This is a genomic window from Phenylobacterium immobile (ATCC 35973) (genome assembly GCF_001375595.1).
Lineage (GTDB): Bacteria > Pseudomonadota > Alphaproteobacteria > Caulobacterales > Caulobacteraceae > Phenylobacterium > Phenylobacterium immobile.
Window position 1 is genome coordinate 180,927 of sequence record NZ_CVJQ01000001.1, and the last position, 26,799, is coordinate 207,725.

Consider the following 26,799-nt stretch of genomic DNA (forward strand, 5'->3'; position numbering starts at 1 on the left):
TCTCTACACTTCCTCCCGAAGCGGTCTTGCCAGGAGCGCCTGGATCGCCGCATTGACCTCGACCTCGCCGGCCAGGATCTTCGCCACCGCCTCGCAGATCGGAGCCTCCACGTCCAGCTTTCTTGCCAAGGCAACAACCGCGGGCGCCGAGGTTACCCCTTCGGCCACCGTACGCTTGCCGGTCAGGGCCGCCTGAAGAGTCTGGCCCGACCCGAGCGCAAGACCGACGCTCATATTGCGCGATTGGGGACTGGAGCAGGTCAGCACCAGATCGCCCAGCCCACAGAGGCCGGCGACAGTCTCAGCGCGACCGCCCATCGCCACGGCGAGCCGGGTCAGCTCAGCAAACCCCCGGGTGATCAGGGCGGCGTGGGCGCTGCGGCCCAGACCGCGGCCCTCGACCACGCCGCAAGCGATGGCGAGCACGTTCTTGACCGCCCCGCCGGCCTCGGCGCCGACGACGTCGTTCGACAGATACGGACGGAACACCGGCGTCGCGAGCGCCTCGGCCAGGGCCCGCCCCAGCGCCTCGTCAGGACAGGCCAGAGTGACCGCCGTCGGCAGGCCGCGGACGACATCGGCGGCGAAGCTCGGCCCCGACAGCACGGCTTGCGCTGCTTGCGGCGCAGTCTCGGCCAGAACCTCAGTCATCATCTTCAGCGAACCCTGCTCAATCCCCTTCGCGCAGAGGACGACCGGCTGACCTGCGCGAATGTGCGGGGCGAGCAGGGTTAGGGTTGCGCGCAGGTGCTGGGCTGGGGCGACCGCCAGCAGGATGTCGCAGCCCGCCGCCTCGGCGAGGTCGGCGGTGGCGTGGATCGCGGGATCGAGGGCCGCGCCGGCCAAGTATGGCGCGTTCTCATGCGAGGCGTTGATGGCGTCGGCCAACCCTGGATCGCGCGCCTGCAGCACGGTCCGCAGTCCCGCCCGGGCGCAGACCTGGGCCAAGGCCGTGCCCCAGGCGCCCGCGCCGATGACCCCAGCCGACATCATGCCTTGGCTCCCTTGCGGCCGGCTTTGTGGGTCGGCGCCGCCATCGCCGCGGCCGCGTCCAACGGCCAGCGCGGCCGGGCCACCGCGTCGAGCGGGTCGCTGAGCCCCAAGGCCAGCCGCTCGGCGCCCGCCAAGGCAATCATCGCGGCGTTATCTGTGCAGTAGGCGAGCGGGGGGGCATGGAAGGAGAAACCCTTGTCCGCGGCGGCCGCGGTCAGGCGCACGCGCACCGCCTGGTTGGCCGCAACGCCGCCCGCCACGACGAACCGACGTTGGTCGGCGCCGTGCGCCGCCGCATAGTTCTGCATGGCGCGGATGCTGCGTTCGGCCAGCTGGTCAGCGATCGCTGTCTGCACCGCGGCCGCGAGATCCCGGCGATCAGCTTCCTCGGTCAGGCCTTCGGCGAGACGGGCGGCGGCGGTCTTCAGGCCGGAAAAGGAGAAGTCGCAATCCTTGCGGCCCAACAACATCCTGGGCAGGGGGAAGCGGCTTGCGTCACCGCCCTCGGCCAGCCGTTCCAGCGCCGGGCCGCCCGGATAGGTCAGGCCCAAGCTCTTGGCGATCTTGTCGAAGGCCTCGCCGGCCGCATCGTCGATCGTCGTCCCCAGGCGTCGGCAGGCGCCGACGCCTGCGACCTCGAGGAGTTGGCAGTGCCCTCCTGAGACCAGTAGGAGCAGAAACGGATATGGAACGATCTCCGCGCCCAGGCGCGCGGAGACCGCATGGCCTTCCAGGTGGTTGACCGCCACCAGCGGAATCCCCCGCGCCAGGGCGACCGCCTTGCCAAAGGACAGGCCGACCATGACGCCGCCCACAAGACCGGGGCCCGCCGTCGCTGCGACGCCGGTAAGATCACGATAGGCCAGGCCGGCCTCGGCCAGAGCGCGCTCAGCAACGCCATCGATGCTTTCGACATGCGCGCGAGCGGCGATCTCGGGCACCACGCCGCCATAGGGCGCGTGGTCAGCGATCTGACTGGCCACCACCGACGACAGCACACGCACCGCACCGCCCGGGTCCAGACGCACCACCGCAGCGGCGGTCTCATCGCAGCTGGTTTCAAGGCCCAGAACCACCTGAGGCAGGATCTGTACGGTCCCCATCAGGTTGCTGCGGCGGGCCGGCTGGGATAGGGGGCGCATGTCATCGTTCTCCGAGGTAGACCGCTCACCGTGCCCACGCAACAACCCGTCCGGATCGGCGCCCGCGGCTCCAAGCTTTCGCGGGTCCAGGCCGGGATCATGCAACGCCAGATCGCCGCCGCTCTGGGCGTCGATCCGACCGACGCCGCTGAGGTCGAGCGCGTCGCCCCGATGGTCATCATCACCACCACCGGCGACGTGGTGCAGGATCGCCGGCTTATGGAGATCGGCGGCAAAGGCATGTTCACCAAGGAGATCGAAGAGGCCCTCGCCGACGGCCGCATCGATTGCGCCATCCATTCCCTGAAGGACATGCCGGCGATCTCGCCCGAAGGCCTGCCGATCTCGGCCATCTCGCAGCGCGAAGACCCGCGCGACGCCTTCATCAGTGAACATGCCGACCGGGTGGAGGACCTGCCTGAGGGCGCCATCGTCGGGACCGCCAGCCTGCGGCGCCAGGCGCAAATGCTCAACCGCCGGCCCGACCTGCAGATTCTGATGTTGCGCGGCAACGTTGACACCCGCCTGGCCAAGCTGGCGGCCGGCGAGGCGGACGCGATCCTGCTGGCCGCCTCCGGCCTGAACCGGCTGGGTATGGGTGATGTCGCCAGGAGCCTGATCGACCCGCGCGAAAATCCGCCGGCGCCGGGCCAAGGCGCCCTCGCCATCCAGACTCGCGAGGCCGATCGCGCCCAGCCCTGGCTCATGGCGCTCCACCACGCGCCGACCGCCGTCGCCGTCGCCGCCGAACGCGGCGCGCTTGAAGCCCTGGAAGGCTCCTGCAAAACCGCCATCGGCGCCTACGCCTGGCTGGAGGCCGGCCGCCTCCACATGATCGCCGAGGCCCTGTCGCCGGACGGCCGCCTGAGGTTTCGCCGCAGCGGCGAATCCGATCTCGCTGAGACGACCGATCCGGCCGTCGCGGCCCGCGATCTCGGCTTGTCCCTTGGCCGGGCGATTCACGAAGAGGCCGGCGACGCCATCTCGCTCTGACAGGGTTTCAACGCCGTTTTCGGGCGCCAATAGTTAAGGTCCGTCTGCTAGGATTTTCCCATGGCCGGCCAAGGCAAGACCGTCTGGATCACCCGCGCGCAGCCTGGCGCTGATGCGACGGCGGCGCGTGTCCGCGCCCACGGCCACCAAGCTTGGGTCACGCCGCTGCTCGAAGTGCGGCTGCTGCCCGACATCGCCTACGACCTGTCAGGCGTCGGCGCCCTGGCCTTTACCAGCGCCAATGGTGTACGCGCCTTCGCCCAGGCCCGCACGGAGCGCGATCTTAAGGTCTTCGCCGTAGGCCGCGCGACGGCCGACGCCGCCCGCGCCGCGCGCTTCCGCACCGTCCTGTCGACCGACGGCAACGTCGATTCCCTGGCCGACGGCATCAGCGCACGCCGGCGCGAGATCAAGGGCTATGTCCTGCATCCTGGCGCTGAAGAGCTGGCGGGCGACCTGGTGGGCCTGCTGGAGGGCTATGGCATCGAGGCGCGACGACTGATCGTCTACGAGACAGCGCCTCTGCCCGTACCCGCCGAGGATATCGCGCGACTGGTCACCGCCGACGTCGTCCTGGTCCATTCGGCCAAGGCCGCGCGCGCCCTCGCCTCGGTGCTGCGGGCCGGCTCGCAGCCTAGCCCGGCGCCGGTTCCAAAGGCGATCGGGATCTCCCGGGAGGCGCTGAAGCCCCTGCTGCGAACCCGCCTCGCCGGCCGCGCCGCGCCGACCTTCCCTCTCGAAGCCGGCATGTTTGATCTGATAGATCGTTAGCCATGAGCGAGCCGGCCGATATCACCGCGCCGCTGGACCCCGCCGCCTATCGGCCGCGCCGCGCCGCGCCGCGCCCATGGTTTCTCGCCGTCTTCGGCTTGATCTGTCTCGGCGCCGGCGCAGCCCTCGGCGTCGCCGGCCTTAGGGCCTTGGAAACCTCGCCTGCGCCGGTCGCGAGCCAGCCGCCAACACCGCTGGCAGGCGCGAGAACACCGTCGCCTGCGGCGGCCGACCTCCCATCCGCCCTGGACTTGCCGGCGACCTCGCCGAGTTTCGCCCTGGGCGATCTCGACGCCCGACTCGCACGGCTGGAAGGCCGCGAGCGCGCTGGGGCCGCGGCGGCCGGTCAAGCGCTGGCCGCAGCCGCCTTGATCGAGACTGCGCAGAGCTCCCGGCCCTTCGACGGCGAGGTGGCGGCTGTGCGCGCGGTCGCCCCGCCATCGCCCGAATTGGCTCTGCTGGCCCGCCTCGCGGTCGATGGCGCGCCCAGCCGTACGGCGCTCGCCGCAAGCTTTTCGGCCTACGCCGGCGCCGCGGCCGCCGCGATCCATGCCCCGAAGGATGGGGACGGCCTCGCCGCACGCCTTGTCCACGCCCTATCCAAGATCGTCACCATCCGCCCCGTCGGGGCGACACGAGGCGACAGCCCTGACGCCCTGTTGGCCCGCGCCGAATTACGGATCGCCGAAGGAGACCTCGAGCGCGCCCTGCCCCTGCTGGATCGCCTGCCGGCTGGCGCTGGAGAGGTGCTGGCGCCCTGGAGAGCAGGCGCCGACCGCCGGCTTGCGATCGATCGGTCACTGGCGGCCCTGCGCCGTCGCGCCCTGGAGAGCGTCGCTGCGGCTTCGCGCGGCGGCGCATGATCCGCATCAGTATTGTTGTCTTTCTGGTGACCGCCCTCGCGGTCGCTGTCCTGGCGATCGCGGGAGAACCGGGCCGGGCGAGTCTGACCTGGCTGGGCTGGCGGGCCGACACCACGGCAGCCGCAGCGATGGTGATCATCCTGTTGCTGTCGCTCAGCGCCTTGATCGGCTGGCGCACGCTGATCTGGATTCTGGAGGCGCCGAAACGGGCCGAAGAAGCGCGCGAGACCAGCCGTCGCCGCCAGGCCAGCGACGTATTGACCCGCGGGTTCCTGGCCGCCGCCGCTGGCGATGGATCAGAGGCGCGCCGACTGGCGCAGAAGGCGCAGGAGTTGGCCAAGGACACGCCGGGTCTCGTTCGCCTGCTGGCCGCCCAGGCGGCGGAAGCCGCCCAGGACGCAAGCGCTGCGGAGGCCGCCTACGCCGCCATGCTGGCCGATCCGGCGATGCGGCTGGCGGGGCGGCGGGGCCTCATGCTGCTCGCCGCGCTGGCGGGCCGAAAGGCCGAAGCCCTGGCTCAAGCCGAGGCCGCTTACGGCGAGGCGCGCACCGCCCGCTGGGCCTGGCGGGCGATGCTGGAGGCGCGGCTGGAGGCGGGTCTGTGGAGCGAGGCGCTGGACCTCGTGAAGGGCGCGCTGGACCGCAAGATCGTGTCCCCGATCGTCGGCGAACGCACCCGCGCGGCGCTGCTCGCCGCCTCCGCCGCTGAACTCGAGCGCGCGCCGACCAAGAAGCTGCGCCAACTGGCGATGGACCAGGCCCTGGAGGCGGCGCGTTTGCAGCCAGGCTTCGCTCCCGGCGTCGCGCTCGCCGCCCGACTGCTCGCACTCGACGGCAAAGGCGGCCGCGCCGCGTCGCTGATCGAACAGGCCTGGAGGGCGAGCCCCCACCCCGCGCTTTGGCTCGCCTATCGCGATCTGGTCACAGACGAGACGCCGCACTTGCGGGCAATGCGGCTGCGCGGCCTCGCCGACCAGAACCCCGGCCACCGGGAAAGCAACATCCTTGGCGTAGAGCAGGCGCTGATCGCCGGCGACGCCGCCGCCGCGGTCGCGGCGGTCCGGGCCCTGGCTGAAGAGCCGGTTACGGCCCGCACCGCCGGTCTCTTCGCACGCGTCGCCTTCGCCTCCGGAGCGCCTGACGAGGCCCGGGTCTGGATGGTCAGGGGCGTCAGCGCGCCGGGCGAGCCCGACTGGTCGGACCTGGACCCCGAAGGTCGCGCCTTCGCCTATGGCCCGAAGGATTGGGCGCGCCTCGCCCAGGTCTATGGCGAGCACGGAGAGTTGATCCATCCGCGGCATGAACGCGGCGAACGCGCTCTGAGCGAAATCCCGGAACTACCGTTGTCCTATGCTGACAGCGCAGCCCTGCTGAACGCCGATGGCTCGCCACCGCAATTCTTTCCGATCCACGATCCGCGCACGGATGACGAGCCGCAGCGCGTTCCGCCGCCGCCGGACGCGCCGAAACGCCGGAGCCCCCGCGCGGCGTCGCGCACTCGCCGGACGAGTCCGCGATCTTAGGGGCACGGTCCTAAAGACCGGCAACAGGCAGGCCAGCGAGCGTCATGCCCATGGTCACGCCCCCGCCAATCAGCAGTATCCATAACGGGTTGGCCTTGCACCACAGGATCCAGGCCGCGCCGGCCGCCGTCAGCCCCCAGCCGATCCAATCCGCATTGGCGGTGTGCGCGATGGCGTAGCCGCTGGCCAACGTCATGCCAACGGCGACGGGGGCAAGCCCCGCCTTCAAGGCGCGCACAACCGAGGTGTCCTCATAGCGCACCGCAAGCCGACTCAAGGCCATGCAGACCAGCGACGAGGGCGCCAGGATCGCCGCCGTGGCGACGGCAAGACCGGCGGCACCCGCCACGCGCCAGCCGATGATGCTGGCGATCAGGATGTTGGGACCCGGCGCCACGCGGGCCACGGCGTAGAGCTGCAGAAAGTCACTCTCGCTCATCCAGTGGCGGCGCAACACTGCGACGTCGTGCAGAGCGGGCATGATCGCCGCCGCTCCGCCAAAGGCGGCCAGCGATAAAAGCGCGAGTTCGAGGGCAAGGCCGACGAGAAGAACCTTCATGACGGCCGCCCTGCCTGGCGCATGGTCCAGGCGGCGTAGGCGACGCTCAGGGCGCCGACGCCGAAAGCCACGACGATAATCGACACGTGGCCGACGACCATGGCGGCGATCGCCAGAAGGCCGAAGATCAACCGCCGGGGCCAGCGCCGCAGGCTCCAAGCCATTCGAAGGCCGGTGCCGAAGACCATGCCCGCCCCAACCGAAGCCATGCCATGCAACAAGGCCTTGACCGCCGGCAGCGCCTGGACCTGGTCATAAAAGGCCATGATCGCCAACAGAAGGGCCAGGGGCGGCGCCAGCAGCGCGGTGAGAGCGACCATCGCGCCGGTCGCGCCCTGCGCCCGGTCGCCGATCATCACCGCCAGGTTGGCGGTGTTCGCGCCGGGCAGGGTTTGGGCCATGCCCAGGATCGCGGCGTAGTCCTCGTCGCTGAACCAGCGTCGCTCGGCCACCAGCACGCGCCGGGCGGAGGCGGCGACGCCGCCAAACCCCAGGAGGCCTATGCGCAGGAAGGCGACCGTCAGGTCGCGATAGCTGTGGGCATGGGGCGACTCGTGCGCCAACGCCTCGGTGAACTTGGAAGGCTCGCTCATCAATGGGCCTGCTGACTCGCGACAGAGCGCCGCGTTCAATGGCGTTTTAGCGCCAACTGCCCCTGAGCAAAGCCTTCACGCGCTACGTAGCGTCGCTATTGGCGTGGCCAATCCAACTCAATAAGCACGATGGATGAACCCGCAAGTTTTCAGGGCCAATACCAGAATAACTTGATGTCGCGGGCGTCGGGTATCTGAGACGGTGGGCCCACAGAATCTTGGGAGGACGCCATGAAGGCTGCTTTTCTAAACAAGACGGGCGATCACACCGTGTTCGAATACGGCGACCTGCCGGACCCGACGCCCAGCGCCGGCGAAATTCTGGTCCGCGTCCGCGCTTCGTCGGTGAACCATGTGGATACGGTCTGGCGTTCGGGCATCCGGCCCTACTTCAAGATCAGCCCACCTCACGTGCTGGGCTATGAGGCCGCCGGTGACGTGGTCGGGGTCGGGCCTGGCGTCACCGCCTACAAGGTCGGCGACGCCGTGATCGCTCGAACCAAGTCCGGAGCCTACGCGGAGCTGGCGCTGGCTGACGTCAACGCGACCTCCCTCCTGCCCGAAGGCGTCAGCTATGAGGAAGGCTGCTCCCTGGCCGGCACTGGGCCCACGGCCTTCCGCATGGTGGTTCGCCGCGCAGCCGTACGGCCTGGCGAGACCGTCCTGGTCACCGCCGCGGCCAGCGGCACCGGCAGCTTGATCGCTCAGATCGCGAAGGCGTCGGGCGCCCGCGTGATCGCCACGGCCGGCGGCCGACGCAAGCGCGACATCGTGCTGGGCCTTGGCGTCGACGAGGTGATCGATCATTACGAGGAAGATGTCGGCAAGCGCGTCCTGGACCTGACGGACGGCAAGGGCGCAGACGCCGCCATCGACGCGGTCTTCGACCAGTCGCTATTCGATGCGATTCTCTCCAGCCTGCGGCCGGGCGGCCGCTTGGTGATCTACGGCAACATCGCCGCGCAGCAGGTGAATCTCTCGGCGCGCACGATCTTCTCGAAAGGTCTTTCGATCATCGGCGGCCAGGGCGCCGACCCACGCACAGCGGCGTCCGAACAGGCGATCGACCGCGCCGCCCTGATGACGCTCGCGGCCGGCGGACGCCTCAAGGTCCTGGTCGACCGGGTCCTGCCCCTGGCTCAGGCCGGCGAGGCCCATCGCGCCATGGACGCCCACGAACCGGCCGGAAAGATCATCCTGACACCCTGAGCCTCAAACGCCCGGCGAGATCGTGACGGCCTCGCCGGTTGCGGCCGAACGACGTACCGCGTCCAACACCCGCTGGACGCGAAGCCCGTCGTCGAAATTGGGCGCTGGCGACGTCCCCGCAGCGACGCCCGCCTTGAAGGCGCGCACCAGCAGGCGGAAGGCGAACAACCGCTCATCGCGGTCGTCGCTGAACGACCGGAGGCGCTCGGGGATATCCAACTCGGCCAGGGCCGGTTCGCCCAGCCGCGCGCCCAGAACAGGGCCATGCGGCGGCGGATTGCCGCCGGTCTGAGGCGTCACCAGAGTCCCCGCTTCGCCGTAGAGCTCAATGCTGCTGACGGCGGCGAAGGGCGCCGCGGCGGAGGCGGTGAGCTGGGCGATGGCCCCACTCTCGAAGCGCAGGGTGACCAGCAGGAAATTGTCCGCGCTGGCCTGCACCAACCCGCCTTCGCTCACACGGTCGCCCGCAAAAGTCCTCAGATCGCCCGAGACGCTGGCCACCGGACCCAGCCAATGCAACAGGCCGTCGATGTAGTGCGAGCCGAGCGCGAACAAGAGGCCCGCGCCCGCCTCCGCGTCGTCCCGCTGAGCCAGGAACTCCAGGGGCTCGGCGGGCGCCGGCCGGTTCATCAGCAAGCTTGCCCGGACGAAGCGCGGTGCGCCGATGTAGCCTTCGTCGAGCAGCTCCTTCACCCGCATGCGACCGGCGGTGAAGCGGAATTCATGAGCGACCATCGCCGTCAGACCCGAGCGGGCCGCCGCGGCGCGCATCTCTTCGGCCTCGGCGACATTGAGCGCGAAGGGCTTTTCGCAAAGCACATGCTTGCCGGCCGCCAGTGCGGCCAGCACCATCTCGCGGTGGTCAGCCGGCGGCGAGGCGATAGCCACGGCGTCGATTTCGTCGAGCTGCAGCATGGCGTGGAAGTCGGTGAAGGCGTGCTTGGCGCCCAGCTGCGCCTTCGCCGCCTCCGCCCGTTCGTGCCGGCGCGCGACGACGGCGGTGATCTCGCAGCCTTCCGATTGAAACGCCGGAGCGTGGACCTTGGCCCCGAAGCCGACGCCAATGAGGCCGACGCGCAGGGCGGGCGGAGAAACGGACATGGGCGAGCTCCGAAGGCGGCGACGTCAACCTAGCCTCCGCGTTCCGCGCGAAGATTTCAACGTGTCGCGGAGCGCGGCTAGGCTTCGCGCGGACGTTCGGCCAGTTCGATGAGGTAACGCCCGTACTCGCTCTTGGCCTGCACCTTGGCTGCGGCCAGCAGCTGGTCGCGATCGATCCAGCCCTGGTCGTAGCCGATCTCCTCCAGGCAGCCGATGCGCAGGCCCTGGCGGCGCTCGAACACGCGGATCAGTTCGGCGGCGGCGATCAGGCTGTCGTGGGTGCCGGCGTCTTCCCAGGCGAATCCCCGGCCCAGCAACTCGACGTGCAGTTCGCCAGCTTCCAGATAGAGCTGGTTGAGCGCGGTGATCTCAAGTTCGCCCCGCGCCGAGCGCGTCAAGGTCTTGGCCATCTCCGGCGCGCGGCCGTCATAGAAATAGAGGCCGGTCACCGCATAGTTGGACTTCGGCTTCAGCGGCTTCTCCTCGATGGAGATCGCCTTCTTGTTGGCGTCCAGATCGACCACGCCATAGCGCTCCGGGTCGTGGACCGGATAGCCGAAGACCGTGGCGCCAGTGGTCCGCTCATCCGCCGAGGTCAGGATCTGGCGGAAATCGTGGCCGAAGAAGATGTTGTCGCCGAGGATCATCACCGAGGGCTGCCCGCCGACGAATTCCTCGCCCAGGATGTAGGCCTCGGCCAGACCGCCGGGCGTCGGCTGGACCACATAGGTGAGCTCGATGCCGAACTGCGAGCCGTCGCCCAGCAAGCGCTTGAAGCCCGCCTGATCTTCCGGCGTGGTGATCAGGAGAATCTCGCGCACGCCGGCCAGCATCAGCACCGACATGGGGTAGTAGATCATCGGCTTGTCGTAGACCGGCAGCAACTGCTTGGAGGTCGCCAGCGTCAGGGGGTGAAGCCGCGTGCCCGCGCCGCCCGCCAGGATGATTCCACGCCTGCCGCTCATGCCTGCTCCAGTTCCGCCAAGTCGCCGATGATGTCCGAAAGCGCCGCCCGCCAGGGCCTTGGGCTTACCCCGAAGGTGGCTTCGAGGCTCGTCGTATCCAATACGCCGCGCGCCGGCCGCGCCGCCGGCGTCGGCCAATCTGCGGTGGCGATGGGCGCGACCTCACGGGTCTCGTCGCCCAAAGCCTCATCGAAGACCGCCTGAGCCAGTCCCCGCCAGCTGGTCTCGCCAGCATTGGCGAAGTGATGGAGACCGAACACCGGCGCGCCGCCCTGCGCCGAGGCCAGGGTCTGAGCTTGGGCCAGCACAAAGCCGGCGAGATCAGCCGCCGAGGTTGGGCGTCCAACCTGATCATCGACGACCTTGGGCGATTGGCCGCCACGCGCCAGGCGCAGCATTGTCTTGACGAAATTCTTACCGTGCGCCGAGACGACCCAGGAGGTGCGCAAAATCAGGGCGCGGTCGCAAGCGGCTAGCACCGCCGCTTCGCCGGCTTGCTTCGATGCGCCGTAAACGTTCAGCGGCGCGGTCGGGTCGCCCGGCAGGTAGGCTGAGGCCTTGGTCCCGTCGAACACATAGTCGGTCGAGAAATTGACCAGCGCCTTACCCGTTTCCGCACAGGCCGCGGCGATCGCGGCCGGGGTCTCGGCGTTGACGGCGAACGCCAGGTCACGCTCGGTTTCGGCAAGGTCGACCGCGGTGTACGCCGCGGCGATCACCACCAGGTCGGCGTCGCTCTCGCGCACCCGCGCGGCGCAGGCGGCGGCGTTGGCGAGGTCGGCGTCCGCGCGCGACAGGACCGCGATCTCCACCTCGCCGTCCGCCTGGCGGATCAGCTCCTGGCCGAGCTGGCCGCTCAGGCCGAACTGCAAAATCCGGACGCTCATGCCTTCACAAGACCCAGGCGCTCGGATTGGAAGCCGCGCTCGCGGATGCCATCGATCCAGGCCCGGTTGTCGACATACCAGGCGACTGTGTCAGCCATGCCTTGGTCGAGCGTGTGCTTGGCCGTCCAGCCCAGTTCCTTCTTCACCTTCTGATCATCGATCGAATAGCGGAAGTCGTGACCCGGCCGGTCGGTGACGTAGGTGATTTTGTCGGCGTGCGGCGTATTGCCCGGCGCCAACCGGTCCATCGCCTCACAGAGAATCTGGATGACCTCCAGGTTGCGCTTCGAGCTATCGCCGCCGATGCAGTAGGTCTCGCCCAGGCGACCCTTCTGCAGCACCAGGAGCAACGCCTCGGCGTGGTCGTCGACGTAGAGCCAGTCGCGGACCTGCCGGCCGTCGCCGTAGACCGGGATCGTCTTTCCCTCCAGCGCCCGGGTGATCACCGTCGGGATCAGTTTCTCAGGAAACTGGTGGGGGCCGTAGTTGTTGGAGGTGTTGGTCAGCACCATCGGCAGGCCGAAGGTGCGGTGCCAGGCGCGCACCAGGTGGTCGGCGCCGGCCTTGCTGGCGGAGTAGGGCGAGTTGGGATCGTAGGGCGTTTCTTCCGTGAAATCGCCGGTCTCGCCCAGGGCGCCGAAGACCTCGTCGGTCGAGATGTGATGGAAGCGGAAGGCGTCCTTCGCTGCGCCCTCGAGACCCGTCCAGTAGGACCGAGCCGCCTCGAGCAGGACCGCGGTGCCGACCACATTGGTCTTCACGAAGTCCATCGGGCCTTCGATGGCCCGGTCGTTGTGGCTTTCTGCGGCCAGGTGCATCACCGCGTCAGGCTGGTGTTTGGCGAAGATCGTACGAACGGCCGCTTCATCGCAGATGTCGGCCTGTTCAAACGCGTAGCCAGGATTTCCCGCCACCGCGGCGACGTTCTCCAGGTTCGCCGAATAGGTCAGCTTGTCGAGGTTCACCACCTGATGGCCGTCGGCGATCGCCCGGCGCACGACGGCGGATCCGATGAAGCCCGCGCCTCCGGTGACGATGATCTTCATCTGCGATTTCCCTCTTGCGCCCAAAGACGTCCACCGGGGGCGTACTGGCCCCGCCCCGGCGCCGGGGCTCTTGATAGGGGCCGGTTCAAACCCGTACAACCCCTGAAAACCAGGGGAAACGCCAGGTGGATCAGTCGACCCGACCCGGGCCAGGTCAGGCCCAGGGGCGCCCTGTTTCACGGCGCCCGGCCTCTCCGCCGCCTGGTGCGGGCGACGGCGATTCCCTGTCCACGGAGGCGCTGGCCTCTGAAGCCGTCACCCCGGATTCGCTGGGTGCGGACATTGCGGCCTCAGACCCCCTTCCCTTGCGCCGACGCAAACGGCCGGACCTGACCACGGGGCCCATCGCCAAGACCCTGCTGGTCTTCGCTCTGCCGATCCTTGGCTCGAACATGCTGCAGTCGATCAATGGTTCGGCCAACGCGATCTGGGTCAGCCACCTTTTGGGCGAGGCCGCTTTGACAGCGACCGCCAACGCCAACCAGATCTTCTTCCTGATCCTGAGCGGGGTGATGGGCGTGACGCTCGCGGCCAATGTGCTGATCGGCCAGGCCGCCGGCGCCGGAAACATTGAGCTGACCAAGCGGGTGGTCGGGGCCTGCTGCTTCTTCTTCGTGGTCGCCGGGTCCTTGCTGGGCTTGTTGGGTGTCACCTTCACGCCCGCCATCCTCGACCTGATGGGAACACCCGCGGACGCGCGCGCCGACGCGGTGGCCTATCTGCGCGTGATCTTCGCCACCCTACCGATGCTGGCCTTCTTCAACTTTTTGATCATGGCGCAACGCGGCCTCGGGGATTCGCGCACGCCCTTCTATTTTTCGCTGACCATGGTGACCACCGCCGTGCTGCTCAACCCGCTGCTGATCATCGGCTGGGGCCCTTTGCCTGAGCTCGGCGTTGCGGGATCTGCGGCGGCGACCTTCATCGCCCAGGCTGCGACCATGGGCTTGATGCTGACTTTGCTCGTCCGCCGCAAAAGCATTCTGATCCTACACCGGCCCGACTGGAAGTATCTTCGGCCCGACATCGGCCTCTTGTCGACCCTGATCGGCAAGGGTGTGCCGATGTCCTTGCAGATGATGCTGGTCTCCTTGTCGGCGGTGACGCTGATGAGCTTCGTCAACAGCTACGGATCGGCGACCGCGGCGGCGTATGGGGCGGTCCTGCAGATCATCACCTACGTGCAGATGCCGGCCATGGCGCTCGGCGCCTCGGTCTCGACCATGGCGGCTCAGAACCTGGGCGCCGGCCGGATGGACCGGGTCAACCGCGTCGCCGGCGCCGGCGTTATCTACGCCCTGATCGCCACGGCCACGCCCGTGCTTCTGATCTATCTGTTCGAGCCAACTATTCTGAACGCCTTCCTGCCGCGGACGAGCCCATCCTTTGAGATCGCGCGGCACATCAACGCCCTCATCCTCTGGGGCTTCATATTCTTCGGTGTTTCCTTCGTTTTCACCGGCGTCGTGCGCGCCAACGGCGTGGTCTGGCCGCCACTGATCATCATGATCCTGGCGCTGTGGGGCGTCCGCGTGCCCATGGCCTGGGCGCTCGAAGGCCGCTTCGGCGTCGATGCCGTCTGGTGGAGCTTCCCGGTCGGCAGCCTGGCGATGATCGCGATGTCGACCGCCTATTTCCTATGGGGACCTTGGCGCAAGGCGGGGCTGCTGGCTGAAGTCGCGGAGCGCTGAAATCAGTGACACCTGCCGTGGAAATCCGCCTCGCCTTCCCTTAGAGAGCATCGCCATGAGCAGCAGCAACGACGACATCTCCAATGCGATTTCTCCGATTGAGGAGATCATTGAGGAGGCGCGCAACGGCCGGCCCTATATCCTGGTTGACGCTGAGGACCGGGAGAACGAGGGCGACATCATCATCCCCGCCCAGTTCGCCACGCCCGAGCAGGTCAACTTCATGGCCCGCTACGCCCGCGGCCTGATCTGCCTGTCGATCACGGCGGAACGCGCCAAGGCTTTGCGCCTGCCGCCCATGGCCGTCGACAACCAGTCCGGCCACGGCACAGCCTTCACCGTCTCCATCGAGGCCCGGGAAGGCGTCACCACCGGCATCTCCGCCCAGGACCGCGCCCACACCATCGCCGTCGCCGTCGATCCCTCCAAAGGCCCCGACGACATCGTCTCGCCGGGCCACGTCTTTCCCCTGGTCGCCAAGGACGGCGGCGTCCTCGTCCGCGCCGGACACACCGAAGCCGCCGTCGACATCTCGCGCATGGCCGGCCTCAACCCCGCCGGCGTCATCTGCGAGATCATGAAGGACGACGGCTCCATGGCCCGCCTGCCGGACCTCGTCGCCTTCGCCCAGCTGCACGGCCTCAAGATCGGCGCCATCGCCGACCTCATCGCCTACCGCCGCCGCACCGAGCGCCAGGTCGAGCGCGTGCTGGAACGCCCCTTCGACTCCGCCTACGGCGGCCGCTTCCGCATGCTCGTCTACCGCAACGTGCTCGACCGGACCGAGCACCTAGTCCTCGCCAAGGGCCGCATCGATCCAGACAGGCCCACCCTGGTGCGCATGCATCGCGTCGACATCGCCGCCGACATGCTCGGCCACGTCGAAAAGCGCCGCGACTACGTCCCCGCGGCCCTCAAGGCCATCGCCGACCACGACGGCGCAGGCGTCGCCGTCTTCATCCGCGATCCCAATCCCGCGTGGCTCTCCGAGCGATATGGCGCCGACGACGACAACCAGAGCGACCACACCTTGAGAGACTACGGCATCGGAGCCCAGATCCTCCTCGACATGGGCGTCGGCGAACTCATCCTCCTCAGCTCCTCACAGACCGTCCTCCCAGCCGCAATGGGCTTCGGACTCAAAATCGTCGGGCGAAAAGAACTGAAGGACGACCAGATCGACTGAGGCGCGCCGTCGCGCGCCAAACCGTCGCGAGGACAGGCCCCGGCCCCGGGCGCTATGGGGCAAGTGTAACGGGGGAAGTAACAGATGACGGACTTGAACGCCTTCGAGGCCTTCAACGGCGACCAGGTTGCGGCCGCCACCGGGCCAAATGGCAAGCCGTCCTTCACCGTTGACCAAGCCGCCGACCAGATCGTCCGGGGCGAACCGGGGTGGTCATCGGCCCTGGGCGTCGGCTTCACCGTAACCTACGCCTTCCGCGCCACTGCGCCGGGCGAGATGCCTGAGGACGCAACCGGCTTCACCCGCTTCAACAGCCAGCAGATCGCCCAGGCTGAGCTATCGATGCTGGCCTGGTCGGATGTGGCGAACATCAGCTTCGTCCGCGCCGGCGCCGGGCTGTCGGGCGAGAGCGCCTACTCCGACCAGGCCTCCATCCTGTTCGCCAACTATACGAACGGCGTCGAAGGCGCCGTGGCCTTCGCCTCCTACCCAGGCGACACGGAGGCGACGAGCGACGCCGGCGACGTCTGGGTGAACGCCGGCTTCAGCTACAACTACAGCCCAGCCGTGGGAAATTACGGCGCCATGACGATGACCCACGAGATCGGTCACGCCATCGGCCTGGCGCATCCCGCGGACTACGACGCCGAGGAAGACAAAAACATCACCTACAGCGAGCACGCGACCTATTACGAGGATAGCCGCCAGTACACGGTGATGAGCTACTTCAGCGCCAGCAACACCGGCGCCGACCTGGGCGGAGTCTTCAGCGCCGCTCCGCTGCTCCACGACATCGCCGCCGCCCAATTGGAGTACGGCGCGAACATGACCACGCGCACCGGCGACACGGTCTACGGCTTCAACTCGACCGCCGAACGGCCCTGGTACGGCGCGACCTCGGCCACCACCAAGCTGGTGTTCGCCATATGGGACGCCGGCGGCCGCGACACCCTGGACGTCTCCGGCTACTGGCAAAACCAACTGATCGACCTCAGGCCCGGCGCCTTCTCCAACATCGGCGGCCTCGTGGGCAACGTCGCCGTCGCCCAGGGCGTGCAGATGGAGAACGCCAAGGGCGGCCTGGGCGCAGACCGCATCTGGGGCGCCGACTTCGGCGGCGAGATCTACGGCGGCGGCGGCGGCGACACGATCTATGGCGGCGCGGGGACCAACTATTTGCGCGGCGACGACGGCGATGACTCCATCATTGGCGGCGCGGGCTTCGATGACATCAACGGCAACAAGGGCCAGGACATCGCCCGCGGCGGCCTTGGCAATGACTGGGTTGTCGGCGGGCAGGGCGACGACAAGCTCTACGGCGAGACCGGAAACGACATCGTCTACGGCAACATGGGCGACGACAGCCTGGAAGGCGGCGTCGGGGCCGACACCATCCGCGGCGGCCAGCACGACGACGTGCTGTTCGGCGGCGACGGGAACGACTGGCTGGCCGGGGATCGCGGCGCAGACACCATCACCGGCGGTGAAGGCGCCGACACGTTCTACTTCTTCACCGCCGCGGCGACGGATCGCGTGGTCGACTTCAATTCCGCCGAGGGTGATCGCGTCCAGCTTGATCGGGGCGTCAGCTACACCGTTCGACAGGAGGGTGCGGACGCCGTCATCGACCTGGGGAATGGCGACCAGTTGATCCTGGTCGGCATCGTCGCCGCCGGATCCCAGGATTGGATTTTCGTGGCCTAAGGTCCGCTAAGGTCCTATAGCAAATGCAACACCCGCCCGGCCGCAAGGCCGGGCGCCTTCGTTTCTGGACCCTGAAATCCGCGCCTGAACCATCCGGGGCCCAAATCATCCGGGACTGACCATGACCGACATCTTGATGCCCAAGGCGACCGCCGTCTGGCTCGTCGACAACACCTCGCTGACCTTCGAACAGATCGCCGACTTCTGCGGCCTGCACCCGCTTGAGGTGAAGGGCATCGCCGACGGCGAGGTGGCGCGCGACATCCGGGGCGCCGACCCCATCGCCAATGGACAGCTTTCGCGCGAAGAACTTGACAAGGCCCAGGCAAACGCCGCTTTCCGCATGACCCAGCAGAAGAGCCGTCACGCCGAGTTGCTGAAGCCGGTGAAAAAGGCGCCGCGCTACACGCCGGTGTCGCGCCGCCAGGACCGGCCCGACGCCATCGCCTGGTTTGTCCGCAACCACCCGGAAGTCACCGACGCTCAAATCTCGCGCCTGCTGGGCACCACCAAGGCGACGATCGACCAGGTCCGCAACCGCACGCATTGGAACTCGGCCAATATCAAGCCGGTCGACCCGGTGACGCTGGGCCTCACCTCTCAGCTTGAGCTGGACGCCCTGGTGCGTAAGGCCGCCGACAAGAAGACCAAGGACGACGCGCGGCGCGGCGTCGAGGAACCGGACGGCGCGACCCTGAAGCCCGCCTCTGAATCCGATATGGCGGGCGCGGCGTCAGAAGACGCCGAAGGTTGATCTGAAAATGGGCGTCCGGCCGGCGGCGATCTATTGCCCGCCGGCCGTGCGTCCTAAGTGTGTGGGAGTTCAGGCGCTTGAAGGCGCGCTAGTGGGTCCGGCTTCGGAGCGCCTCCATCTCCTCCTTGAGGCGGAGCTTGCGGCGCTTGAGCTCTGTCAGTCTGGCGCCGTCGCTGGACGGACGACTGAGTTCGTCGCGGATGGCTTCGTCGATGGAGTGGTGACGCGACCCGAGTTCACGGATCCGGCTTTCAACCGCCATATCGTATGGCCTCCTGTTCGGTTGGACACGGATGAAAGTGAACACCCGCTGCGCCGCCGTGTCAGATCACATATCTTTGCACGGCCTGCGGCTGAAACTGTGCCGCAGAACGATGCGTTAGGAGCCCCTCGATGAGCGAGACTGCGATTGAGCGCTCGTCCAACGGGCGAAATCGCCTGGTGGTTGGGATCACCGGGGCCTCTGGCGTCATCTACGGCCTGCGGGTGCTGGACGCATGCCGCGCGCTGGGCGTCGAGACCCACCTGGTGATGAGCCGGGCCGCGGCCCTGACGCTGGCGCAGGAAACTGATCTGACGCTCGCCCAGACGCACGAGCGGGCCGACGTCGTCTACAAGCCCGCCGATATCGGCGCGGCGCCGGCCTCCGGCTCCTTCCGCACGCTTGGCATGATCATCGCGCCATGTTCGGTGCGCACCATGGGCGAGATCGCCACCGGGGTGACCGCCTCCCTGATCAGCCGCGCCGCCGACGTGACCCTGAAGGAGCGCCGCCGCCTGGTGCTGATGGTCCGCGAGACACCTCTGCATCTGGGTCACCTCAGGACCATGGCAAGCCTGGCCGAAATGGGCGCCGTGATCGCCCCGCCGGTCCCGGCCTTCTACGCCCGCCCGCAGTCCCTGGAGGAAATGGTTGACCAGTCCGTGGGCCGCGCCCTTGATCTCTTCGGTCTCGATTGGAGCGCCGTACGCCGCTGGGGCCGCGACGTCGGCCCGTCGGCTCCGCAGGACTGAGGCATGGATCGCGACGACAGCCTGTGGATCTGGTCGCTGGCCATCTATGGGCGGCCGGATGTGGCTGACGCGGGCCTGGTGCTGCAGGAGCGCTACGACCAGAACCTGTGCCTCCTGCTGTGGGCCGCCTGGTCGCGCGCCGCCGAACCTGAGGTGTTCACCCGGGCCGCGCAGATCTCGGCGGGCTGGGAAGCCCTCGCCGTCCTGCCGCTCCGCGCCCTGCGCCGCGGTCTCAAGGCCGAGCAGGACGGTGTCGCCAGCGCGGCCCGCGAAGCCTTCCGCGCCACGGTCGCCGATGTCGAGCTGAATGCGGAAAAGGTGCTCCTGGACAGTCTCGAGCCACTCGCGCCGCGCGGCGACGGTGATTTGATGGCGGCGATGAGCCTGGCCTCCATGGCCTGGCGCAACTCCGCCCCGCCTGAAGCCCTGGCGCGCTTGGCGAGCGCCATAGAGACCGCCGCGGGCGATATCGCCGAGGCCGCGTTGCGCGACCGCCTGTCCGCCTTGCGCCGCGATCACGCCGAGCTCGACACCTCCATCGAGATCCTGTCTCGGGTCGCCATACCCGACATGATGCTGATCGGCCGGCTGAAGCGCAAAAAGCTCGCCTTGAAGGACGCCATCAGCCAGCTGGAAGACGAGCTGACCCCCGACATCATCGCCTAGAGGCCCGCCTTGACTAAGCCGGTTGCCGCGGGGCGGCCGGCGCCTATACTCCGCCGCCTTCTGAAGGCCCCTGCCGGAACTCCTCGCGCCATGAGCGAAACGACCGCGTCACAGACGACTGCGCCCGTCGCCATCATCATGGGCAGCCGTTCTGACTGGCCGACGATGAAGGGCGCCGCCGAGATGCTGGACGCCCTGGGCGTGGCCTATCAGGCCAAGGTGGTCTCGGCCCACCGCACGCCGCAACGGATGTACGATTTCGCCACCGGCGCACGCGCCCGCGGCGTCAAGGTGATCATCGCCGGCGCAGGCGGGGCGGCCCACCTTCCGGGCATGACCGCGTCCTTGACCGACTTGCCCGTGCTGGGCGTACCGGTGCAGTCCAAGGCGCTCAGCGGCATGGATTCCCTCCTGTCGATCGCCCAGATGCCCGCCGGCATCCCGGTGGGGACCTTGGCCATCGGCGAGGCCGGGGCCAAAAACGCCGGCCTCCTGGCCGCCCGCATCCTGTCGCTCGGAGACGAAGGCCTGGCCGAGCGGCTGGCGGCCTTCATCGCGCGACAGACAGCCTCAGTCGCCGAGACGGTCGAGGACTAGGGCTCTTGCCGCAGTTTCCGCTCCCGCCAGGCTCCACTATCGGCGTTCTGGGCGGCGGCCAGCTTGGCCGCATGTTGGCTGAAGCCGCCTCACGCCTGGGCTTTGACGTCGCTGTCCTTGAGCGGGAAGCCGATTCTCCGGCCGGTCGCGTCTGCGCCCGCCTGATCGTCGCCGCCTATGACGACGGCGAGGGCCTGAGGGCCTTGGCCGAAGCCGCCGATGTCGTGACCTTTGAGTTCGAGAACGTCCCCGCCGCCTCCGTCGCCCAGCTCGCCCAGTTCGGGGCCGAGGTCGCACCCGGCGCCCGCGCCCTGGCCGTCGCCCAGGACCGCTTCGACGAGAAGACGTTCCTCAATGCGAACGGCTGCCCCACCGTCGCTTTCGCCGCGGCGAGCACTGCGGCCGAGGCTATCGACGCTGTCGCTCGGATCGGCGTGCCGGCGTTGATGAAAACCCGGCGCGAAGGCTATGACGGCAAGGGCCAGTCCTGGGTGAAGGATGTGGCCGACGCGGGGCGGATTTTCGAAGCCCTCGGCGGCGCACGCGTCATCGTCGAGGCCGCCGCGCCTTTCGTCCGCGAACTGTCAGTGATCGCCGCACGGGGCCGCGACGGCGAAGTCGCTGTCTATCCGCTAGGCGAAAACCAGCATGAGAACGGCGTGCTGCGCCGCACGTCCGCGCCTGCCGACATCAGCCCGCCGACCGCCGCCGAGGCCGAACGCATCGCCGCGCGGATCCTCGACGGCCTGGACTATGTCGGAGTGATTGGCGTCGAACTCTTCGAGATGGCCGACGGGAGCCTGCTGGTGAACGAGATCGCGCCACGTGTGCACAACACCGGCCACTGGACGCAGGACGGCTGTCAGGTCGACCAGTTCGAGCAGCACATTCGCGCCGTCGCCGGTTGGCCGCTCGGCCCTACCGACGCCATCGCCCGCATCGAGATGTTGAACCTGCTGGGCGATGAAGCCGGCGCGTGGCGCAGCCTCGCCGCCGAGCCGGCTACGCGGGTTCACCTGTATGGCAAGCGCGCGGCCAAGCCGGGCCGGAAAATGGGCCACGTCAATCGCGTGCGCCCGCTCTGACCTGAGCGCCGCAGCGTCTCAGGGGCTCGGATAACGCAAGCGACCGAGCGCAGAGGCCAATCCTGTCAGTGCGGCCTGCGGCCTGAAGGCCGTAGTCGCCTTCCATCTCTCGAAGGCCATGACATCGTCGATACGGCGCTGGACGTAGGCGAAGGCCCCATCCTGGCCCTCGCTCAACCCGATGGCCAGGGCCGTGGCCAGTACGCCCGACAGGATCGCGCGCTTCGTATAGTGGTTCTCGTCGGTGGCGGTGTCGCCGGCCCAGCGCCAGAGACTGTCGGCGCTGGCCCAGGCCAGCCGGCCGGCCAGCGGCAGGTTTTGCGGCAAGGCGAGGAAGCCCGCCAGCCGCCGTTCCGCAGCGGCGCCGGCCAGGGCCACGGCGAGCCTGGCCTCCAAGCCGCGGGCGATGCGCTCGCGCACCTTCAGACTCATGGGTTCGACATCGCTGAGCGCGGCCAGGCACTGCTGGTCATGCCGCCGGCAGGCCAGAGCTGCGAGGTCCTTGGGCCCCTGCGGCAGGAGCAGGTCGGTCTCGCCTTCGCTCAAGCCGGCCGCCGCGCCGGCGGCGCGAGCCATCGGCCAGGACCAGCCGTGGGCCGGCGCCAGGCGCAGCGCATGATCCAGCACCGCCTGCTCGGTGGTTTGCGCCCAGTCCAGGGTTTCGCCCGTCGTCATCGCCGGACCTTACCCAGGTTTTTCAAGGAGGGGGAGGAGTCGCGTGGACAGGCCTTCCGCCTTCTGGTATCTGCCGCCCCTCAATTCCGAAGGCTTCAGCCTCCGGAGCCGACATTCTATTTTCGTTCGCTCGCCGCCGCCCCCAAGCTGGGACCGAGGGGGCCGAGCGGGACCGATCGACAGGAGAGAGACCTCTGGTTCAGATTTTCGTTCGCGACAACAACGTCGACCAAGCCCTCAAGGCGCTGAAAAAGAAGATGCAGCGCGAAGGCTCCTTCCGCGAGATGAAGCGCCACGTGCACTACGAAAAGCCGTCGGAAAAGCGCGCTCGCCAGAAGGCTGAAGCCGTCCGTCGCGCCCGCAAGCTGGCTCGCAAGCGCGCCCAGCGCGAAGGCCTAATCGCTGCGCCAAAGAAGCCTGCGCGTTAAGCCGACTCCTTCGAGAAAGTTTGCGAAAAGCCGCGCACCCAGCGCGGCTTTTTTGCATTCAGGACCCTGCGGAGACGCGGTCTTCCGCCGCGTTTCCATGGCTCCGCTGGCGTGAGCGCCCCTCCAGTCCTATCTTGTTGACCAGACTGTCTTTGCGGAAGCGATCAGAGACCACATGAACCTGCGCAATCTTGTCATCTGGGGCGTTATCGTCGTCGTCCTGGTGGGCCTCTACAGCATGGTGAGCGGCGGTGGCCACGCGGCCGGCGTCAGCGAAGTCACCTATTCGCAAATGCTCAACAAGGTGAACTCCGGCGAGGTGCGCCAGGCGGTCATCCGCGGCGCCGTCGTCGAGGTCAAGGACAGCGCCGGCAAGACGTTCACGGCGGTGACGCCGAACAATCAGGACGACCTGGTCAAGCGGCTGGAAGGCCAGGGCGCGGACATCTCGGTGAAGGCCGCCGGCGGCTTCACCCTGATCGGCTTCATCCTGAACAGTCTGCCGATCCTGCTGCTGATCGGCGTCTGGATTTTCTTCATGCGCCAGATGCAGGGCGGCGCGCGTGGCGCGATGGGTTTCGGCAAGTCCAAGGCCCGCCTGCTGACTGAGAACAAAAACCGCGTGATGTTCGACGATGTCGCCGGCGTCGACGAAGCCAAGGAGGAACTCTCTGAAGTCGTCGACTTCCTGAAGGATCCGCAGCGCTTCCAGCGCCTGGGCGGCAAGATTCCCAAGGGCGCGCTGCTGGTCGGCCCGCCCGGCACCGGCAAGACGCTGATCGCTCGCGCTGTCGCCGGCGAGGCGGGCGTGCCGTTCTTTTCGATCTCGGGCTCGGATTTCGTGGAGATGTTCGTGGGCGTCGGCGCGAGCCGCGTGCGCGACATGTTCGAACAGGCCAAGAAAAACGCCCCCTGCATCATCTTCATTGACGAAATCGACGCCGTCGGCCGCCACCGTGGCGCGGGCCTGGGCGGCGGCAATGACGAACGCGAGCAGACCCTGAACCAGCTGCTGGTCGAAATGGACGGCTTTGAGTCCACCGAGGGCATCATCCTGATCGCCGCGACCAACCGGCCCGACGTGCTCGATCCCGCTCTGCTGCGGCCGGGCCGTTTCGACCGCCAGGTCGTGGTGCCGAATCCCGACATCAACGGCCGTGAACGCATCCTGCGCGTCCACATGAAGAACGTGCCCCTGGCCGCCGACGTCGACACCAAGATTGTCGCACGCGGCACGCCGGGCTTCTCCGGCGCCGACCTTGCCAACCTGGTGAACGAAGCCGCCCTGATGGCCGCCCGCAAGAACCGCCGCATGGTCACCATGCGCGACTTCGAAGACGCCAAGGACAAGGTCATGATGGGCGCCGAGCGCCGGTCGATGGTCATGACCGAGGACGAGAAGAAGATGACCGCGTACCACGAGGGCGGCCACGCCCTGGTGGCGCTGAACGTCGCCTCCACCGATCCTGTGCACAAGGCGACGATCATTCCGCGCGGCCGCGCGCTGGGCATGGTCATGCAGCTGCCGGAGCGCGACAAGCTGTCGATGAGCTACGAGCAGATGACGTCCAGGCTCGCGATCCTGTTCGGCGGCCGCGTCGCCGAAGAACTGATCTTCGGCAAGGACAAGGTCACCTCCGGGGCTTCGTCGGACATCAGCCAGGCGACGAAGCTCGCCAAGGCCATGGTGACGAAGTGGGGCTTCTCCGACCTCCTGGGGGCCGTCGAGTACGGCGAAAACCAGGAGGAGGTGTTCCTGGGCCACTCGGTCGCGCGCAACCAGAACGTCTCGGAAGAAACCGCTCGGATCATCGACCAGGAGGTCAAGCGTCTGGTGAAGGCCGGCGAGGACGAGGCGCGTCACATCCTGACCACCAAGCTTGAGGAATTGCACATCCTGGCCCGCTCCCTGCTGGAGTACGAGACCCTGTCCGGGGACGAGATCATCGCCGCCTTGAAGGGCGTCGCCCCGTCGCGCGAGGACAAGGAAGCCAAGCGGCCAAACGGCCCTGCGGTCTCCGTGCCCATCTCACCGCGCCCGGCCGACCCTGAGCCGGCCTAGGCCTGGGACCCGACGAAATCAGGGCGGCGGTCGACGAGGCCGCCGCCCTTTTCTTTGATACAAGGCCCGATGCACAGCTGGCCTGAACGCGCGCTCGTCATGGGCGTCCTCAACCTGACGCCGGACAGTTTCTCGGACGGCGGGCGGTTCCTGGAGCCGTCCGCGGCCCTGGCGCGCGCGCAGGCTATGATCGCCGAGGGCGCCGACATTCTCGACCTGGGCGCGGAGTCGACGCGGCCGGGCGCCGACCCCGTACCCGCCGAGATCGAAATCGCCCGCCTCGTCCCGGTCATCACCGCGATTAGAGCGATGAGCGACATCGCCATCTCCGTCGACACCATGAAGCCGCAGGTCGCGCGCGCGACCATGGCCGCCGGCGCCGACATCTGGAACGACGTCAGCGCGCTGACCGGCGCGCCTGACAGCCTGGCGGCCGCGGCAGAGCTCGGCTGCGGCGTGGTCCTCATGCATATGCAGGGCGAGCCGCGCACGATGCAGGCCGAGCCGCACTACGACGATGTCGTGCGCGAGGTGACCGCAGCGCTGGCCGAACGCGCGCAGGCCGCGCTCAGCGCCGGTGTCGCCCGCGAGAAGATTTGGCTCGATCCCGGGATCGGCTTTGGCAAGCACATGACCCGCCACAACCTGCCGCTGCTAGGGAGCCTCGAGGGCATTGTCGCCCTAGGCTTTCCTGTCCTGCTGGGCGTGAGCCGCAAGCGGTTCATCGGCGCGCTGGACGACGACGCCGCCGCTGACGCGCGCCTCGGCGGGTCGCTGGCCGCAGCCTTGTGGGGGGTGCGCGCCGGCATCGCCGCAGTGCGCGTCCACGATGTGCGCGAAACCGCCCAGGCCCTGAAGGTCTGGGCGGCCATCGAAGCGGCGTCAAAAAACGCTTAGAGAGACCGAAAAGCCGGGCTACCCAACGATATGGCCAACCTTGGACGTGTTCTCATCATCGCTGGCTCAGATTCCGGCGGCGGCGCCGGCATCCAGGCCGACATCAAGACGGTCACCATGTTGGGCGCCTATGCGGCGACCGCCATCACCGCCGTCACTGTGCAGAACACCCTAGGCGTGAAGGCTGTTCACCCGATCCCCCCGAAGATCGTCGAGGCCCAGGCCCGCGCCGTGCTCGACGATATTGGCGCAGACGCCATTAAGACCGGCATGCTGGGCGATCGCATCATGGTCGAGGCGACGGCCGGCATCCTCGACCGGGCCTCCGAAATTCCCGCCGTCATCGATCCCGTGATGATCGCCAAGGGCGGCCACCCCCTGCTGGCCGATCAGGCGGTCAGCGCCGTCCGCGCCCTGCTCGTCCCGCGCGCCGCGCTGCTGACGCCCAACGCCCCCGAGGCTGAGGCGCTGGCGGGCGTCGCGGTCGACTCCCTCGACGCCATGCGCGCCGCCGGCGTCATCCTGCTGTCGATGGGCGCCCGCGCCGTCCTGATGAAGGGCGGCCATGTGCCGGGTGAACGCGTGACCGACGTCCTGATGACCGCAAACGGCGAAACCCTGTTCGAGGCCGAGCGAATCGATACGCGCCATACCCACGGCACCGGCTGCACCCTGGCCTCCGCCTGCGCCGCCGGCCTGGCTCAGGGCCTGCCGATGGAGATCGCCGTCGCCACCGCCTGGGCCTATGTGCAGGAGGCGATCCGCCACGCCCCTGGGCTGGGCCATGGACACGGTCCTCTCGACCACGCGTGGTCCCTGCGATGACCGATCCGCGCGCCGTCGAGCTTGAGGCGATCCTGCGCGGCTCCCCGGACCTGATGACCGTCATGGAGACCGCCCGCGACTTGGCCCTGCCGGAGTGGCTGATCTTCTCCGGCGCGATCTACCAGCGCGTCCTGAACCACCTGACGGGCCGTCCCGACAACTATGGGATCAAAGACTACGACCTCGGCTACTTCGACCTCGACACCAGCTACGAAGCCGAGGACGCGGTGATCCGCCAGGTCGCCACGTCGTTCAATCCGCCGCTGGACGCCATGGTCGAGGTTCGCAACCAGGCCCGCGTCCACCTCTGGTTCCAGATGAAGTTCGGCGAGGAATACGCGCCGCTCGGGGGCACGGAAGAGGCGCTTGAGCGCTTCGTCAGCCCGCTGTTCGCCGTGGGCGCGCGGCTGGAGGTCGACGGCGCCATGACGATCATCGCGCCCTTCGGCCTGGAAGACCTTTTCGCGATGCGACTGCGGCCCAATCCACGACGGGTCACCGCCGGCTTCCCTCGCACCTCGGCCGCGATCGCCAAGCGGTGGCCGGAAGTGAAGATCGAGCCCTAGACTG

The 26,799-nt window shown here is 68.2% G+C and carries 28 protein-coding genes; 18 read left to right on the forward strand and 10 right to left on the reverse strand.

Annotated elements, in window-relative coordinates; genetic code table 11:
• Positions 1 to 3: 3 nt before the first annotated feature.
• A complete protein-coding gene (locus BN1313_RS00845; protein ID WP_091735260.1) occupies positions 4 to 993 on the reverse strand; it encodes an NAD(P)H-dependent glycerol-3-phosphate dehydrogenase in 990 nt (329 codons plus the stop codon).
• A complete protein-coding gene (gene tsaD, locus BN1313_RS00850; RefSeq protein ID WP_091742062.1) occupies positions 990 to 2,096 on the reverse strand; it encodes a tRNA (adenosine(37)-N6)-threonylcarbamoyltransferase complex transferase subunit TsaD in 1,107 nt (368 codons plus the stop codon). Before tsaD ends, BN1313_RS00845 begins: the two co-directional genes overlap by 4 nt.
• Positions 2,097 to 2,165: 69 nt before the next feature.
• On the opposite strand from tsaD, the gene hemC reads away from it, so the two are divergent.
• From hemC to BN1313_RS00870, 4 genes are read left to right on the forward strand one after another with little or no spacing between them, the layout of a single operon-like run.
• Positions 2,166 to 3,128, forward strand: coding sequence for a hydroxymethylbilane synthase (hemC, locus tag BN1313_RS00855; protein ID WP_091735262.1), 963 nt, complete (start codon positions 2,166 to 2,168; stop codon positions 3,126 to 3,128).
• A 60-nt stretch (positions 3,129 to 3,188) separates the two neighbouring features.
• A complete protein-coding gene (locus BN1313_RS00860; protein WP_091735264.1) occupies positions 3,189 to 3,899 on the forward strand; it encodes a uroporphyrinogen-III synthase in 711 nt (236 codons plus the stop codon).
• Between the two features lie 2 nt (positions 3,900 to 3,901).
• Entirely contained in the window at positions 3,902 to 4,762 is an 861-nt protein-coding gene (locus BN1313_RS00865) for a COG4223 family protein (protein ID WP_091735266.1), read from the forward strand.
• Entirely contained in the window at positions 4,759 to 6,285 is a 1,527-nt protein-coding gene (locus tag BN1313_RS00870; protein ID WP_091735268.1) for a heme biosynthesis HemY N-terminal domain-containing protein, read from the forward strand. Before BN1313_RS00865 ends, BN1313_RS00870 begins: the two co-directional genes overlap by 4 nt.
• 10 nt (positions 6,286 to 6,295) lie before the next feature.
• Here the strand turns inward: BN1313_RS00870 and BN1313_RS00875 are convergent, their stop codons facing one another.
• Complete coding sequence (locus BN1313_RS00875) at positions 6,296 to 6,844, reverse strand: chromate transporter (protein WP_091735271.1); 549 nt, start codon at positions 6,842 to 6,844, stop codon at positions 6,296 to 6,298.
• Entirely contained in the window at positions 6,841 to 7,437 is a 597-nt protein-coding gene (locus BN1313_RS00880) for a chromate transporter (protein WP_091735274.1), read from the reverse strand. Before BN1313_RS00880 ends, BN1313_RS00875 begins: the two co-directional genes overlap by 4 nt.
• Before the next feature lie 231 nt (positions 7,438 to 7,668).
• On the opposite strand from BN1313_RS00880, the gene BN1313_RS00885 reads away from it, so the two are divergent.
• Positions 7,669 to 8,646 (forward strand): quinone oxidoreductase family protein, encoded by a 978-nt coding sequence (locus tag BN1313_RS00885; protein ID WP_091735277.1) that lies wholly within the window; start codon positions 7,669 to 7,671, stop codon positions 8,644 to 8,646.
• 3 nt (positions 8,647 to 8,649) lie between these two features.
• Here BN1313_RS00885 and BN1313_RS00890 read toward each other — a convergent pair whose 3' ends face one another.
• The 4 genes from BN1313_RS00890 to rfbB all read right to left on the reverse strand — a co-directional run bounded on the left by BN1313_RS00890 (position 8,650) and on the right by rfbB (position 12,645).
• Positions 8,650 to 9,747: a Gfo/Idh/MocA family protein gene (locus tag BN1313_RS00890; protein ID WP_091735280.1), complete on the reverse strand. Its 1,098-nt coding sequence runs from the start codon at positions 9,745 to 9,747 to the stop codon at positions 8,650 to 8,652.
• A gap of 77 nt (positions 9,748 to 9,824) precedes the next feature.
• A complete protein-coding gene (gene rfbA / locus BN1313_RS00895) occupies positions 9,825 to 10,712 on the reverse strand; it encodes a glucose-1-phosphate thymidylyltransferase RfbA (RefSeq protein ID WP_091735282.1) in 888 nt (295 codons plus the stop codon).
• Positions 10,709 to 11,599, reverse strand: coding sequence for a dTDP-4-dehydrorhamnose reductase (gene rfbD, locus BN1313_RS00900; RefSeq protein ID WP_091735285.1), 891 nt, complete (start codon positions 11,597 to 11,599; stop codon positions 10,709 to 10,711). Before rfbD ends, rfbA begins: the two co-directional genes overlap by 4 nt.
• Positions 11,596 to 12,645 (reverse strand): dTDP-glucose 4,6-dehydratase, encoded by a 1,050-nt coding sequence (gene rfbB, locus BN1313_RS00905; RefSeq protein WP_091735287.1) that lies wholly within the window; start codon positions 12,643 to 12,645, stop codon positions 11,596 to 11,598. The genes rfbD and rfbB overlap by 4 nt, the downstream gene beginning before the upstream one ends.
• Before the next feature lie 305 nt (positions 12,646 to 12,950).
• On the opposite strand from rfbB, the gene BN1313_RS00910 reads away from it, so the two are divergent.
• The 4 genes from BN1313_RS00910 to BN1313_RS00925 all read left to right on the forward strand — a co-directional run bounded on the left by BN1313_RS00910 (position 12,951) and on the right by BN1313_RS00925 (position 17,980).
• On the forward strand, positions 12,951 to 14,336 hold the full coding sequence (locus tag BN1313_RS00910) for an MATE family efflux transporter (RefSeq protein WP_091735290.1): 1,386 nt from the start codon (positions 12,951 to 12,953) through the stop codon (positions 14,334 to 14,336).
• Between the two features lie 55 nt (positions 14,337 to 14,391).
• Positions 14,392 to 15,522 carry a 3,4-dihydroxy-2-butanone-4-phosphate synthase gene (gene ribB, locus BN1313_RS00915; RefSeq protein WP_091735293.1) on the forward strand — a complete coding sequence of 377 codons (1,131 nt, stop codon included), beginning with the start codon at positions 14,392 to 14,394 and terminating at the stop codon, positions 15,520 to 15,522.
• An 84-nt stretch (positions 15,523 to 15,606) separates the two neighbouring features.
• Positions 15,607 to 17,226, forward strand: coding sequence for a M10 family metallopeptidase C-terminal domain-containing protein (locus tag BN1313_RS16960; protein ID WP_141653055.1), 1,620 nt, complete (start codon positions 15,607 to 15,609; stop codon positions 17,224 to 17,226).
• 121 nt (positions 17,227 to 17,347) lie between these two features.
• Positions 17,348 to 17,980: a DUF1013 domain-containing protein gene (locus BN1313_RS00925; RefSeq protein ID WP_091735296.1), complete on the forward strand. Its 633-nt coding sequence runs from the start codon at positions 17,348 to 17,350 to the stop codon at positions 17,978 to 17,980.
• Between the two features lie 88 nt (positions 17,981 to 18,068).
• On the opposite strand, the gene BN1313_RS00930 is transcribed toward BN1313_RS00925, so the two are convergent.
• Positions 18,069 to 18,242, reverse strand: coding sequence for a YdcH family protein (locus BN1313_RS00930; protein ID WP_091735299.1), 174 nt, complete (start codon positions 18,240 to 18,242; stop codon positions 18,069 to 18,071).
• A gap of 131 nt (positions 18,243 to 18,373) precedes the next feature.
• On the opposite strand from BN1313_RS00930, the gene BN1313_RS00935 reads away from it, so the two are divergent.
• The 4 genes from BN1313_RS00935 (at position 18,374) to BN1313_RS00950 (ending at position 21,342) form a co-directional block, all read left to right on the forward strand.
• Entirely contained in the window at positions 18,374 to 18,994 is a 621-nt protein-coding gene (locus tag BN1313_RS00935) for a UbiX family flavin prenyltransferase (RefSeq protein ID WP_091735303.1), read from the forward strand.
• A 3-nt stretch (positions 18,995 to 18,997) separates the two neighbouring features.
• Positions 18,998 to 19,660, forward strand: coding sequence for a TIGR02444 family protein (locus tag BN1313_RS17030; protein ID WP_091735306.1), 663 nt, complete (start codon positions 18,998 to 19,000; stop codon positions 19,658 to 19,660).
• 90 nt (positions 19,661 to 19,750) lie between these two features.
• Positions 19,751 to 20,257: a 5-(carboxyamino)imidazole ribonucleotide mutase gene (purE, locus tag BN1313_RS00945; protein ID WP_091735309.1), complete on the forward strand. Its 507-nt coding sequence runs from the start codon at positions 19,751 to 19,753 to the stop codon at positions 20,255 to 20,257.
• Between the two features lie 5 nt (positions 20,258 to 20,262).
• On the forward strand, positions 20,263 to 21,342 hold the full coding sequence (locus tag BN1313_RS00950) for a 5-(carboxyamino)imidazole ribonucleotide synthase (protein ID WP_091735311.1): 1,080 nt from the start codon (positions 20,263 to 20,265) through the stop codon (positions 21,340 to 21,342).
• An 18-nt stretch (positions 21,343 to 21,360) separates the two neighbouring features.
• Here BN1313_RS00950 and BN1313_RS00955 read toward each other — a convergent pair whose 3' ends face one another.
• A complete protein-coding gene (locus BN1313_RS00955; RefSeq protein ID WP_091735314.1) occupies positions 21,361 to 22,017 on the reverse strand; it encodes a COQ9 family protein in 657 nt (218 codons plus the stop codon).
• Positions 22,018 to 22,211: 194 nt separating this feature from the next.
• On the opposite strand from BN1313_RS00955, the gene rpsU reads away from it, so the two are divergent.
• The 5 genes from rpsU (at position 22,212) to BN1313_RS00980 (ending at position 26,795) form a co-directional block, all read left to right on the forward strand.
• Positions 22,212 to 22,445 (forward strand): 30S ribosomal protein S21, encoded by a 234-nt coding sequence (gene rpsU, locus BN1313_RS00960; protein ID WP_091735317.1) that lies wholly within the window; start codon positions 22,212 to 22,214, stop codon positions 22,443 to 22,445.
• A gap of 175 nt (positions 22,446 to 22,620) precedes the next feature.
• A complete protein-coding gene (ftsH, locus tag BN1313_RS00965; RefSeq protein WP_091735320.1) occupies positions 22,621 to 24,507 on the forward strand; it encodes an ATP-dependent zinc metalloprotease FtsH in 1,887 nt (628 codons plus the stop codon).
• 69 nt (positions 24,508 to 24,576) lie between these two features.
• On the forward strand, positions 24,577 to 25,404 hold the full coding sequence (gene folP, locus BN1313_RS00970) for a dihydropteroate synthase (protein ID WP_245620047.1): 828 nt from the start codon (positions 24,577 to 24,579) through the stop codon (positions 25,402 to 25,404).
• 30 nt (positions 25,405 to 25,434) lie between these two features.
• The gene (gene thiD, locus BN1313_RS00975; RefSeq protein ID WP_091735323.1) at positions 25,435 to 26,229 is read left to right on the forward strand and encodes a bifunctional hydroxymethylpyrimidine kinase/phosphomethylpyrimidine kinase; all 795 of its coding nucleotides are present in this window, start codon (positions 25,435 to 25,437) and stop codon (positions 26,227 to 26,229) included.
• Entirely contained in the window at positions 26,226 to 26,795 is a 570-nt protein-coding gene (locus BN1313_RS00980) for a nucleotidyltransferase family protein (RefSeq protein ID WP_091735326.1), read from the forward strand. The genes thiD and BN1313_RS00980 overlap by 4 nt, the downstream gene beginning before the upstream one ends.
• Positions 26,796 to 26,799: the final 4 nt, after the last annotated feature.